This is a genomic window from Flavobacterium sp. FG139 (assembly GCF_057809695.1).
The window spans coordinates 86,183-100,961 of record NZ_JBMDKL010000010.1; the positions used below are offsets into that span (position 1 = coordinate 86,183).

7 protein-coding genes are annotated in these 14,779 nt (G+C 29.7%); 3 read left to right on the forward strand and 4 right to left on the reverse strand.

What is annotated here, in order from left to right:
* The 4 genes from ACODSI_RS10115 to ACODSI_RS10130 form a co-directional block, all read right to left on the reverse strand.
* Positions 1-2,205: a lantibiotic dehydratase family protein gene (locus ACODSI_RS10115; protein WP_488916731.1), complete on the reverse strand. Its 2,205-nt coding sequence runs from the start codon at positions 2,203-2,205 to the stop codon at positions 1-3.
* A complete protein-coding gene (locus ACODSI_RS10120; RefSeq protein WP_488916732.1) occupies positions 2,205-3,890 on the reverse strand; it encodes a S8 family serine peptidase in 1,686 nt (561 codons plus the stop codon). The genes ACODSI_RS10115 and ACODSI_RS10120 overlap by 1 nt, the downstream gene beginning before the upstream one ends.
* An 85-nt stretch (positions 3,891-3,975) precedes the next feature.
* Positions 3,976-4,146, reverse strand: a complete 171-nt coding sequence (locus ACODSI_RS10125; RefSeq protein WP_488916733.1) for a hypothetical protein — start codon at positions 4,144-4,146, stop codon at positions 3,976-3,978.
* Positions 4,147-4,285: 139 nt separating this feature from the next.
* The gene (locus ACODSI_RS10130; RefSeq protein WP_488916734.1) at positions 4,286-5,992 is read right to left on the reverse strand and encodes a helix-turn-helix domain-containing protein; all 1,707 of its coding nucleotides are present in this window, start codon (positions 5,990-5,992) and stop codon (positions 4,286-4,288) included.
* A 330-nt stretch (positions 5,993-6,322) separates the two neighbouring features.
* On the opposite strand from ACODSI_RS10130, the gene ACODSI_RS10135 reads away from it, so the two are divergent.
* The 3 genes from ACODSI_RS10135 (at position 6,323) to ACODSI_RS10145 (ending at position 14,712) form a co-directional block, all read left to right on the forward strand.
* Positions 6,323-6,748 carry a T9SS type A sorting domain-containing protein gene (locus tag ACODSI_RS10135; RefSeq protein WP_488916735.1) on the forward strand — a complete coding sequence of 142 codons (426 nt, stop codon included), beginning with the start codon at positions 6,323-6,325 and terminating at the stop codon, positions 6,746-6,748.
* A gap of 5 nt (positions 6,749-6,753) precedes the next feature.
* Positions 6,754-13,845, forward strand: coding sequence for an RHS repeat-associated core domain-containing protein (locus tag ACODSI_RS10140; protein ID WP_488916736.1), 7,092 nt, complete (start codon positions 6,754-6,756; stop codon positions 13,843-13,845).
* Positions 13,846-14,268: 423 nt separating this feature from the next.
* On the forward strand, positions 14,269-14,712 hold the full coding sequence (locus tag ACODSI_RS10145; protein WP_488916737.1) for a hypothetical protein: 444 nt from the start codon (positions 14,269-14,271) through the stop codon (positions 14,710-14,712).
* Positions 14,713-14,779: the final 67 nt, after the last annotated feature.

Here is a 14,779-nt window from a genome sequence, read left to right on the forward strand (position 1 = left end):
TTAATAAACTTTTTCTTTATAAAATGACATTATAACTTGATTAGTAAACGATTCTCCAATGGTGTTTTTTACAATTGAATCCTCATTAATTAAAAACTCCTGCAAAATAATTTCTTCGAAATTTTTAACTGATTTAAGAAATAATTGAATTCCAATTTCTTTTTCTAAATCGAGTAAAAGAGTATTATCAAAATGAACCCAATTCACATATTTTGGTATATTTCTGCTATTCTTCCACATTGTAAAGTTTTCAAATAGTTTCACCCCATATTGCGAGTAGAAGTCTTTTATTTCAACTTTAGTGACTTTCCATTTCGCTTTTGATAGTATGACGTCGTTATAGATAACTCTAGGAAAATAGTTGTAATGTTCTTCAAGTACTCCCCAACTGAAGCTATAGATTGGTTTCAAATTTTGTAATTGTAAATCGCATAAAAAATGATAAATAGGTAACGAATTTTTATGATAATTATGTGCATTTGACAAACATGGTATTACTTCTTTATCAAACTTTTTTGATTTTAATACAATTCGATTGTTTTTTACGGATACCATTAGATCTGAAACTTCTATCTGAAATTCTTTTTTTACTGCTGAATTGCATAAATATGGAATTTCATAGTCTCTTAATATTGGTCTCCGTAAAATATTCCCTGTACGTGATTCGGGAATATGAACTATCTCAGCCAATATCTTATCTTTACAAAAGGATTCTTCTTTTTGTATTATTTCTTTAGTCAAATCATATATAGATTCATTTGTATTGCAAAATCTAGCTAATAATTTTGCAGCACTAACATCCCCAGATGAATCTATGTAAACAGTTTCTTGGTTGTCGTTTTTTATGATCTCAACCATAACAGAAAATGTAACTGGTACATTATTAAAATCCGAATCTGAATCGGGAAAATCACTTTCTGAAAGAATTATTACATTGCTGTTTTCTGCATTTGCATTTTGCAATTTTGCTTCCAAAATAAAGTCATTTGGAGACCAATTTTGTAAAAGTGCTGCCTTCTCATTGTTTTTAAAAGTGAATTTATCTAAAATAGGATTGGTGTCATTCATCAATGTGTTTTGTAAGTATCCAATTCCTATTTCAGTATCTAAAGCTATTGTAAGTGGGACTTCTTTAGTTTCATATCTTTTTTCAAATGCATTTATAAAAGCTTTTTGATTTTTTGGTTGATAAGATGCTTGAATGGAATTCAAAAATGATAGTGCTGCTTTAACTTTTATATTTAAAGTACTATTCAAGCTATTGGTTAATGCTGATGTGTTCAAATCTGTTTGAAATAAATATTTTTCATCGTATTCAACTCCTGTTTTTAGTAATAGCGTTTTTAGTTCTTTATATTTATTTTCAGAGGGAATTATTGTACTATCTAACTCCGAAAGCTCAGTTTCAATAGTTTGTAATATTTCAAGAAAATTGTCGATAGAGGGTGATTTCTTTAAAATTGAATACACTCTTTTAAACTCATTTGTTTCAGTTAAAGTAGCGTCTAATTCACTAACTAAAAATTGAAAATTGATAAGGTCATATATAAACTCTAAAGCATCTTCTTTTTCGGTTTCATTTTCTGCAAGTAACAAAAGCATTTCATCAATGGTAATGCCTAGTTTGGCTTTTTCAAATACAGTTTCTAGATATTCAGACTTTTTCAAAGCTGTTATACTATGCTCTCTATGAGTTTTGACATATTTGTATTCATTATATCTAAAGTAATCTCCGATTGAATAAATAGAATTGTTTGGATAATACGTCAGTATATGATTTATTTCTTTTCTTTTAGAAAAATGTTGCAACAATGATACCCAAAAATGCATGTCAAATTGAGTAACTCTTGAAAAATGTTCTTTTGTTGTTAGCCCGATCATGGACAGATTACTTTGAAATGTGCCAACGGAGCATCCAGCAAATATTCCAAATGGAGTACAACGAGAAGAAATTCGTGCACAATATTTTAACAAAGTAATTTCTAATGCTTCTTTATTTTCTACTGATAAAAAGTCCCATTTATTCAAAATATTCATTAATTCAGGAGATGCAATTTGAATAGCTTCTTTTAAAAAAGGTTCTTCATAAAATCTGATGAGCTTTTCAATTGTATAATTTTCCATTAACTCAAAATAACTATTAATTGGAAAGGCAGGTGTCCTTAATACGTATCTGTTAAAAGGGAAAACATGAAATTGAGACATTATTTTTTATTTTTACTCATTTCTTTTGCCATTTTCATAGCATTGTAAACATTTAAGACTTTACCAGATTTAGATAAATCTTTAAAAGGCAATTTTTGTCCTTCTCCTCCGGGTACTAATACATCAACATCATATGATGTTCCGGAGTCTAAAATGATTTTTTTTACTTCCTGTACGGTAAGATTAGGATAATGAAGCCAAATTAAGGCAGCTGTTCCAGAAACCATTGGAGCTGCTAAAGATGTACCATTATCATAAGTATATTTATTATCAGGTGCTAAAGTATATATATCACTTCCAGGAGCAAATAAGTCTACATTTTTTTTGCCATAACTAGAAAAGGTTGCCACAAATTTTTCATCTAACTTATTTGTTGTTGCTCCAACATTTATAAAATTATTACAAAGTTCGGTATCACTGGTATAATCATTATCATTAGGATAAACAGGACTTTTGTCAAGATTAACACTGTCGTTACCTGAAATATGTACAAATAAAACATTATGTTTTTCTGCATATTTTAATGCATCAAATACCCAGTTTTTGTGTAATGAAAATTCTTTGTATGATGACATATTAATTATTTTAGCACCATTATCGACAGCATAATAAATTGCCAAAGCGATATCTTTATCATTTTCATCACCTGAAGCCGATATTGCAAGAGGCATTATTTTTATATTATTACTGAATCCATTACTACCAATTGTATTTTGTCTATTTGCTGCAATTATTCCAGAGACTTCAGTGCTATGTCCATTAAGGCTGCGAATACCTGTTATTTTTTGATTTAATTTATCTGAACCATAACCTTTTTCTAAAATATCGGGATTATCACCAATTTGTGCTCTATCATTATAATCTAAACTAAGATTTTTGTTTACAATGGAGTCTACTTGAGTTTCAACATCTTTCAATTCTTCAAATTTTCTCTGATTTGTTTCAATATTACCCATCATATACGAAATTAACGCACCTAAATCTTTATCATTGTCATCACGTCTTTCTCTATAACTTTTATCATTAATTTTATGAATTTTATACAAACTATCTAATTGTTCATAAGTATAATCCTCCTTAGGGAAAAAATATTTTAGTGTATCCTTAACTATTGGATACACATCTACATCGTGTTTCATTGATTTAAGCCAAAAAGAGTAGTAGTTTTTATTACTCTTATATTTTTTAAGGGCTCTTTGATATTCTTTGAAATTTACTATATCTTTTTTATCTATTTGTTCTTCTGTTTTGCCTTCAAAATAATTCCCCCACTTTTTTAATATTCTTACATATTCGAAGTTAGTCCATACAACATAATTTCCACTCATAGTTCCTGTATAATTCCACCCATTTATATCATCAATATAACCGTTTTGGTCATCATCAATTTTGTTATTCGGAATCTCTTTTTGATTTGTCCAAATTTGATCTTTTAAATCTTCATGCTCTAAATCTATTTGAGTATCAATTACAGCAATAATAATGTTATTCTTAACTTTTTTTGTGTTTTCATTGTACCATTTTTCAAGCGAAATACCTGGAATATTATCTAAAGTAAAATCTTTTTGATACCAATTTTTTGAAGTATTTCCAAGTGTATTATTTGTTGGATTAGATTGTACCTCTTTTGTAGATTTACAGCTAATGGAAAACAAGATTATTATGAAAATGTAATATTTATGCATTTCTTAGTTTGTTTAAATTATAAAAAACTCTTACTTAAATAATGTAAATAAAAGTAAGAGTTTTGAAAATCAATAAAAGTAACTCTTACGGTGTAGGCGTTGGTTCTGCGCATTTAGCAGAAGAATTAGCACCAGCATTTCCAGTACCACCAATCACGCCGCCATCACCAAGTCCACCAGTTATAACTCTAGGATTTTTCAGTTTAGCAACTTCAAATTTGTCTAATGAAAATTTACTTTCTTTTTTTGTGTTCATAATTTTTAATTTTTAAATTAAGTTATCAAATTTAATAGTCTTGACGAATTGTAAATGAAAAAAAAACAATTCTGTATCGAAATTCCTGAATTTCGACTTTTTTTTAAACGTAGTTTGCTGAAATTTAAATCATTGTAAATTACACTTTCTCTAGTTCTTTTATGAAAAAGCTAGGCTTAATCCCAGTTTTTTTATAAAATGCGGTATTGAAAGATTCTGAATTATTAAATCCGTATTCTAAAGAAAGTGCTTGCATAGTATATTTTCTGGCTCGTCTATCATTATGTAAATTCTCTATAGCGTAATCAATTCGAAGATCATTCATATATTGGATGAAAGTTTTACCTTTATAATGATTTATTATTTTAGATAAATACTTAGTGTTGGTATTAAAGGAATCGGCTAGTGACTGAATGGTTATGTTTGAATTTAGAAACTCTTTTTTTAATTCAAATTCACTTAATTTTTCCAAAATTTGATCTATTATATCACTAGATATACCTATCGATTTATCTTCAATAATATTGATTTGTTTATTTTCAATTGTTTTTGATACTTCTTGAACTTGATTTGAAAAATTTTCCGAAACTAAGTTTTCAAATCTTTTTTTATAGATTTTGTTTAAACGTCTTTGATTAAAAATTAGTGATATAATAATGCTAAATAAAAGGATGATTGCCCAATAATAATATTGTCTTTTATTTTCTAAATCATTTATTAATACTTGTTTGTCTTTTATTAGGTGAGGAATATCATAATCATTTTGCAGTACTTTATCTAACTCTTTATAATTTTTATTTAATGTACTGTCTATTGACATGAATTTTGTTATATATCTCAATTCATTTTCTCTATCATTTTTCCCTCTGTAGTATGATATTAAAAACTTATACCCATCTGTAAATTCTGGTGTAATAATATTTTTGTCTAATTGATAGATTGAATCTATTTTTTTGAAATAGGTCAAAGCTAATTTTTTATTATTTAGACCTTCATAGGCTTTTCCATAATAATAATATGAAGCAATTACATTGATTGTGTTTTTGTTTTTGATAATTTCAGGAAGTGCAATATTAATGCTGTCAATTGTTGCTTTATAATTTTTTCTAAGAATTTGATTAGCCCCTTCATTCAAAATAAAAAGCGATAAAAAATTTTTATTTTGAGTCGTTTTAGACTCCTTGTACCCTACATTATTGTAATAAGAGCATGAGTCTACTTTTTTTAATGATTTATATGCATCGGCAATACCAAATATAATTGACAAATAAGCAGATGAGTATTTCTCATCATGAATATCTTTCGTTTTATAATATTTATAACATTCTTTATAAATTTTGAGTGCTTCATTAACTTCACCTAAATTCTCTGATTTTGTAATGGCAATGTTTTCCCTGATTATATAGTAATAATCAATATTATTATTTTTTGAATATGACTCACCTTTATTAAAATTATTTAAGGCATTTTTAAATAAATGCATTTTCACCAAAAGATTTCCTTTTTCACAATATGCTGCGGCTGGAAAAAAGGCGTCATTACCATTTTTTGAATACTTTATGACGCTGTCTAACAGTTTTATAGCATTTTTGCGGTCAATATCGTAATAAAGAAGAGCTTTAAAATAAAATCCTCGTGAAATTCGTTCTTCTTTATTCTCAATTTTACCTTTACTTAAGTATGCATTGGCATAATTAATTAAATCTTTCTTGGGTGTTTTTGGATTAAAATAGTAATTTTTTAATTCATCATAACTGAGTTTAGTTAAGTCTTTATTTGGTTTTTGCCCAACAGTTAAAATTGGAATAGTGATAAGTAGTAGGTTTAGAAATCTAATAAATCTCATAAAGTTAATTTTTAACCAGTTTTAGGGCTAAACTGAATAGTTAATTTGATAAACAATAATATGATTTATTTATTAAATTCTAAATGTTTTTCCTTTTTTTCATCAAAATTGTTTTTCCTTATTGTATAAATCTAAAGTAATAATCCATATTATCTGCTATATGTTTATCATCAATTATTGAATTATTAAATTTTTATTGCATTAAAAAATCTGGTATTTTGTGCCTTACTATTTTTTAAAGCTAGAAATTCCCGAATTTCGATAAGCATTGTTTGTTAATGAATATGCTTGAATTTAGATTTGCTGACAACAAAATTAAATTCTAAAAAAATGAAAAAATCACAAATTTTAGTACTATTTTTTTTCGTCACAACTTTAACCTTTGGACAACAAACACTTTTTAGTTATGACGCAGCAGGAAATCAGATAGCTGTTTACGTAGAAATTCAAATTGTTGCTGCCAGCAAAATGGATTCTACTTCAAGTTTGCAAAATAATCCAATCTACAAAGATGTAAAATACTTTCCGAATCCTGTAAAAAGTGAGCTTTATATGGAATGGCAGACAATTGATGAAATCACATTGTCTACTATCTCTATTTTTAATATCGAGGGCGTTCTTCTTAAGGACTATAAAGAGTTAAATAATGTTAACAATTATACTTTGTCTTTTGAAAACTACCCTCAAGGCATCTATTTTGTCGCTTTTTTATATAAAAATGGAGAAGAAAAAACTTTTAAAATCATCAAACAATAATTAATATGAAATTGCAATTAACAAAAAGTTTGCATTTGCAAACAAAAACTGCTATAAAAGTAGAACCATTTGGTAAAACTAAATTAAACTGTGTTAAATTTCATTTGACTCTTTGTATATTATTTATTACTAATTTTATAATAGCACAAAATTATCACGATACACAAGGTAAACTGGAAATTTCTGCCTCAGGTCAAGCCACCTATTTATTGCCTATTGCTTTGCCGCCAAGTATAAATAATATTGGGCCAACTATTAATGTCGTATATGCAAGTGGACAAAGTAACGGTATTGCAGGACAAGGTTGGAATATAAGTAGTATTTCTAATATTAGTAGAATTGCAACTCGTCAAGATGTTGATGGATTTAGAGATGGTGTTGACTTTGATGATAATGATAAATTAGCACTTGATGGGCAAAGACTTATTGTAAAATCAGGGTCTACTTACTGGCAGGATGGTTCTCTATATGAAACCGAGGTACAGAGTAATTCCAAAATACAATTAATGGGTACTGGAGCAAATATGTATTTCATTGTTACTTCTCCAGATGGTTCTAGATCATGGTATGGAAATTATGGTGGTATGGACGCAACAGATTTATCTGCTTACTACATTGTAAGATACGAAGATGCAAATGGAAACTTTATGCTCTACAATTATAGCAAGCCTCTAAACAAAAGCTTATGTATTGATACTATTCAATTCAGTGCTAATACAAATAGTAATATCACACCATTAAATTATATCAAATTTACATACATTACAGCTGATAGAACTGAAAGAGCTTATTTCAAAGGAATGTTAATTGAAAAGCCTGAATTATTAAATAATATAAAGGTTTATACCAATAGTGCTTTGTTTAAGGAATATCGTTTTACACATACTACTGATAGTCAATTGGGTTATCAACGTGTTACAAAAGTTCAGGAGTATAATGGTGCTGGTGAAGAGGCAAATCCAGTTTTATTTGAATATAACGCTACAAGTGATTCTGTCAATGAAATGACAACAATATCTACAGATATCTACAACATAAATGATGGTGCACAAATAACTGGAGATTTTGATGGCGATGGAAAAATGGATGTTGTTGAAAGTAGTAACTTATATACCAATTTATTTTCAAACTCAACAAGTAGTGCAATACTTCCATTCTCAGCGCCAACAAGGCAAAAATTTGCAGCAACCACACTAACAAATAATAAACTAAATCAATCTCAATCAATTGTTTATGCAGATGAAACTATAGATAATATAGCTTTTAAAATTCATAAATTAAATATAAGTTCTAATACGGTCGCTTTAGATTATACTAAAAATGTTCCATTTGATAATGCAAATACTTATTTTAATGGCTGTGAAGCAGAGCCTTTGGCTGCAATGCCAGCATCAACAGTTAAACACAGTAATGAGTATCTTGAAGGAGATTTTAATGGAGATGGAATTTCAGAAGTTTTAATATTTTCTCATTTTGAACAAGATTTTTATGGGCAAGTTGCCCCAACAACAGTTGGTAAACCCGTAAATCCAAACCCATGTGTATGGACCCATGTTTACTATCCTACTTATAATGACGTGAGATTAGTGAACTTAAATCCAAATGTTTCTAATTTAGTAAATACTGCAGGAAATTGTTCCATCCCAACACCAAATATTTATTTGTATGGAGACAAAAAGTATGTTATGGATTTTAATTCTGATGGAAAAGCAGATGTTTTAGTTTTAACAGGCTCTAGTTATAAGGTAGTAAGTTTTAAACAACTTAATTCAGCTCCATGGATTGAATTGGAACTTATTGGACAAGGTGTTTTTGACAGTTTTGCTACTGATAAACCCTTGCTATTTGGTGATTATAATGGTGATGGAAAACCAGATGTAATGATACCTCAAGCTGGCGGAAATTGTATACCAAGTCCTGCTTATACCGTAACAAATAATGGAGTTACTACGACAATTCCAGCAGTTGTATGTACTGATAGTAACCTATGGAACGTGTATTATGGGAATCCTAGTCCAACTGGAGGGACTTTTTTTACAAAGCAATCTTACATAATTACAGATTATATTAAACAAATAGGGGATGATACTAATTTATTTTACGCCCTTGATATTAATAAAGATGGTAAAACCGATTTAGTAAAAGCTACAGTAGGTGTTTATGACGTGGGTGGCTTTTTTGACCCAACAAATCGAAATTCACGATGGACTATTTCTTCTTACGTTAACAATATAGGTAATAATCAAGCTGGTGCACTTAGCTTTTATAATAATTATAACTCACCACAAAATCATGTAAGTGATGATAATAGTTATCCTATTCCTTTAGTAGCAGATGTTAAATATAAAGGATTGTCGAGTGATATGTTAATGATTCGTTATCACGGCAGTAGTAGTTTTGCTAAATTAATCAGCTATATTGAATTTACAAAAGATGTTACGTTTGAAAATTCACTAAAAAAAGTAACTCAGTCCAATGGTGCTATTGTTGATGAAATCACTTACAAACCAATGCAAAGCAGTACTTTTAATGGTGGTTTGGGTATTGCTTCTGATTTTTATTCTTCTAACAATTCAGTTGACTATCCTTTATTAGAAATCAAACAAATTCCAAGTAATAAATTAGTTAGTAAAATAACAAATACCACTTTAGGAATTTTAAAATTTCAAGATTTTAAATACAACGGTTACCTTGTTCAACTTGATGGAGTTGGCAGTATTGGATTTAAAAAATCGGCACGAAGTGCTTGGTATAACTCACCTGCTGATAAAAAAGTATGGACTGTAACTGAAATTGATCCACTATTAAGAGGTGCTACAAAAGTAACATATACTTTGTTTCCGAGTACAACAAATTTTTCATTTCCACTGAGTTTAACAACCGGAATATTGAGTAAATCAGAGAATAATTATACGGTCTCAGCTCAAGGTGTAATTCCTTACTCTATATTGTTACAAAACCAAAAAACAACTGATTATTTAACAGGAGTAGTTAAAGAAACAGTTTATGATAGTTATGACTCCTATTATCTTCTCACAAAAGTTACTAATAATAGTTATTTAGGTACTACTCTTCAATCATCTACTATTAAAGAGACAATATATGATGTTCCTAGTTTTGGAACAGGTAGTAATTATTATATAGGGCGTCCTAATAAAATAACTACTACTACATCAGCGTATGGGGACGTTAAAAAATCGGTACAAAGCATGGATTATATTAATGGTAATGTATATCATATTTACAATAATGTTTATGTAAACGGAAGTACAACAGTTTTAGACCCAATAACCATGGTTGAAACCATGAGTTACTATTCGAACGGATTATTAAAAGATAAGGAAGTGAGTGCCACTGGAACTACTGCTGGTGTAAATGATGTTATTGCTAGAAAGATTTCATATACTTATGACCCAACCAACAGATTTGTAAGTACGGTTACAGACCCAGAATTATTAGTTACCACCAATGTAAGTTTCCATCCACTATACGGTACTGTGTTGGTTGCTAAAAACCCTTTCAATCAAACTACAACAAGTGTCTATGATAATTGGGGAAAACGTACTAGTATAACTGATGATATTTTGAATTTAAGAACTAATTATGCTTATAGTAGGATAAATAATGTCTACACTACATCTGTAACTAATACAACAGCAACAGGAGTTTCTGATGGTAGTGGTTCTATTATAGAGCAGGATATTTTGTCTCGAGAAATACGAAAAGGAAGTAAAAACCTAAACGGTACATTGACTTATGTTGCTACTGAATATGATGCTTTTGGAAGAAAATATCGAGTTAGTGAACCTTTTTTCAGTGGTAGCTCACCATCTCAATGGACTGTTTATGCTTATGATGATTATAGCAGACCTATTACTGTAACTTCATTTACTGGGAAAATAGTAAACACCATTTACAATGGATTGACTGTGACTGTTAATGATTCAGTAATGAGTAAGTCAAAAACTATTGATTCAAATGGACAGGTTACTACAACAACAGATTCACCAGGAGGTACTATATCTTTTAAATATGATGCCAATGCTAATCTTTTAGAGTCTGATTATGATGGTATTAAAACCACTATGTCGTATGATAATTGGGGAAGAAAGACACAACTAATTGATACTTCATCAGGAACTTATACATATAGCTATAATGCTTATGGGGAAACTAAAACTGAAGGAACTCCTAAAGGAATTAGTACCTATACTTATGACGGCTTAACCGGTAGAGTTCTTTCTAAATCTACACAAGGATTAACTACTGCCGATGCTACAAATATAGTAAGTACCTTTGCTTACAACACTACTAGCAAATTGTTAGACTCGATGACGGTTACAAATCCGAACGATGGAAATAGCTCTTTTGTATACACCTATGACCCACAAAGAAGATTATATAAAACAGTAGAAACACAAAATTTGTTGCCTTCTGGAACTGCAATTTTTACAAAACAATTTTCTTTTGACTCTTTTAGTAGAATAGATGTTGAAACAAACTCTGCAACAGCTTTTGGAAAAACAAGTACTAAGGCTATAAAACACAATTATTCTTCAAATAATGGTGTAGAAAATCAAATTAAAGATAATTTAACCTCCTCAAATCTATGGCAAGCTAATACAATTGACGAGAGAGGAAATATATTAACTGCTTCTTTAGGTAACGGAATTAGTATTACTAATACTTTTGACCAATATGGATATGCTTCTCAATTTCAACATAAATTAGGAACGACTGATGTAATGAAACTTAATACAATATTTGAACCTATATTAGGTAATTTAACTTCGCGTTACAATAGTTTGTTTGACCAACAAGAAAACTTTGCTTATGATTCATTGGATAGACTTATTTCTTGGGAAGGTAATACAAGTACACTATTATCACTGCCTTTTAACACCACAACCGATTCATTTGTTTTTGTGAAAAGTATTACTAGTAGCACAGGCTCAGTCAGTAACGTTACAGGTACATTAAAAGCAAATTTGAATAATGGTTATGCCCAACGTCCATTAACTGGTATAAATATAACCACGGGGAATAAATTACGAATAAAAGCAACTATTACTGGTAAAACAGGAACTCCAAATGTTATTGTTGATGTAGTGATGGTTGAAACCGATCCTAGCAATGCACTCTCAACAAATGAAGTGCTTGTAGGTACTTTAGAAAACGGTGTTTTTGATGCGCAATACACATCAACTAATTTTGTTTCAAACCCCAAGTTAACTTTAAAGTTTGTGGTAGATATTGATAGTCCATCAGGTAGTAATGGTGGAGGAACAGTTGCACCGAACGCACTATTTTATGTTGATAATCTTCAAATTGATAATGTATCCATAAACATCCAAAATTATGACGACCGTGGACGAATTACAAGCAATAGGGTAGGATATTATAATTATGGTAGTGCAAACAAACCTTATCAAAACACCTCTGTGGTTGCCGCACAAAATGACCCTATTACGACTTCTTCCAGTCTTGTACAAAGTATTAATTATAATGCTTTTAAAGCACCTGTTCAAATTAGTAGCACATCTAATTTAACTAAAATTAGTTTTGGCTACAGTAACAATGAACAAAGAAGTGTAATGTATTATGGTAGTAATGCAACTGATAAATTAGCTCGTACCAAAAGACGCTATTACAGCGCAGATGGTAGTATGGAGATTAACGCAGTTTTCCCTACTACTAGCACTACATCTCCTACCACTGTAGAATTTCTTACATATATTGGTGGTTCGGCATATAATGCTCCATTGGTGTTGAAAAGTGATGGAACTACATATAATTATTTTTATTTGCATAGAGATTATCAAAGTAGTATCTTAGCTATTACAAATGCCACTGGAGGGTTAATAGAAAAACGTGCTTTTGATCCTTGGGGTTTTGTAACTAAAGTGCAAGATGGTGCTGGTGTTACGCTAGCTAAAATGACGTTCTTTGATAGAGGTTATACAGGTCACGAGCATTTGCAAGATGTTGGTTTAATCAATATGAATGCGCGCTTGTATAATCCAAGTTTGCACCGCTTTTTGGAAGCAGATAATTTTATACAAGATCCTTACAATACTCAAAATTACAATAGATATGGTTATTGTGTAAATAATCCATTGAAGTATACCGATGTAACAGGAAATGTTTTTAATATCGCAACTTTGGCAAGTTGCATACCACTAGTAGGCTCTATTTATTCTAGTTTACTATTACATCAACCTATTGACTGGGGGCGTGTAGGAGTAGATGTTGTGATTACTGGTGTAAGTATAGCTGTGACTGCTGGTATTGGCACAGCTTGTTCAACCATTGGAAACTTTTATACTAGAGCAACTGTTTCGGCATTAGCTCATGGTGTTTTTCAAGGTGGACTTAGTGCTGCTACAGGTGGTAAATTTTGGGCTGGTTTCGCCTCAGGCGCTTTAAGTAGTATAGGAGCTAGTTTTTGGCAAGGAGGAAGTAGTTACACATTCAATGCTGACGGTAGTGTTGCTTCCTCAACTTTAGCTTTTAAGGGAATTGGAGCTGGTACTGGAGCTGTAGGGACATTAGCTTTTAGTGCAATTGTTGGTGGAGCAGGTAGTGCAATAGGTGGAGGAAACTTTTGGCAAGGTGCAGTTACTGGATTGATTGTTAGTGGATTTAATCATTTGATGCATCAAAATGATAGTAGTAATGAGCAACAAAAGCCTAAAATTAGTACTGTTGAAGATACACTTAGAAAAAAGCTAAATTCAATGGGAATTGGTGATACAATTTCTGGAGAAGCATTAAATTTCTTAGATGAAGATGCTTCTAAAGGAATAAAAAATATTGAAAAAGTTAGTCCTACAAAATTTAAAGTTCATCCAACTTGGAAAGGAAATTTAGCAGGAATTGAAGATGATGCTTATATTATAATAGAGGCAAATAAAGTTATAACAGGAGATTATTATGATAGGGGCATTAAATCATTTAAAGGCTACAAAATCACAACTTTTAATATGCCGCAAATGAATGTAGATGGTTTGAAATTTAATTCGTTCATTATAAAAGGTAATTATGGTTTTTACAACATTAACTCTAAAACAGTTTCATCATGGAAATTAATAAAATAAAAATTACAATGTCATATTTAATAATAAATACATTTATATGGCTATTTGGATATTACTTTTCTTTATTTAATATTTTATTTTATGATTTATCAGTATTTATATATAAATTAATTTTTAAAGATGTTATTTATCCATGGTCTATAATAACTGTTTTTATGATTATGATTTCAATTTTTCTTATTTTAACTAATATTGTTATTCATTTATTTTTTAAAACAAGTTATTCATTTATTAATGCACTAATTTTTATATTTTTAGCAATTTTAATATGTTTTTTTATATGATTTTAGGTAAGATTGATTTAGTCAAGACTATATAAAACTTAAGTATAGTCCACTTCATTTTTTTAAAGAACTTCTTAATTTTTTTTGTTCTTTCACAACCAATTTAGATTAATAAATTAAAATTATAAAAACTTAAACTATGAAAAAAATAATCATTTTATTATCACTCTCTCTCATTGTTTCATGCAGTAAAAGTGAAGATAGTACACCAGCTTCTTTACCTCTTACTTATCAAAATTTAGCTGGTAAGTGGAATTTTAAATCAGTTATTAGAACTAACGGATCTGTTGTGCCTTTTGTAGGGCAGTGCCCTACAAAAACTGATTATATAGAAGCATTTAATTATGGAAAAATAGTTACTTACAATTATTATCAAGATTGTCTTAGCTCTGAAGATAATGGGTCTAGTACTTACTATATTTTTCCTGACAACTTTATAACGTCAGCAGGTCCAATTTTCGATAATGCAACTGTTAAAAATCTTACAGCAAATGGGTTTACACTTGAATTTAACGCTTCTAAAGGATTAGGTTTTATGATAGATGTAAATGATGCAAAAGCCATTGTTTTTGAAAAAAGGTAGTATATGACTTAAAATTTATCATTTGACATTTTAAAGTAAAGCAATATTTACTTTTGACTAAATTAAA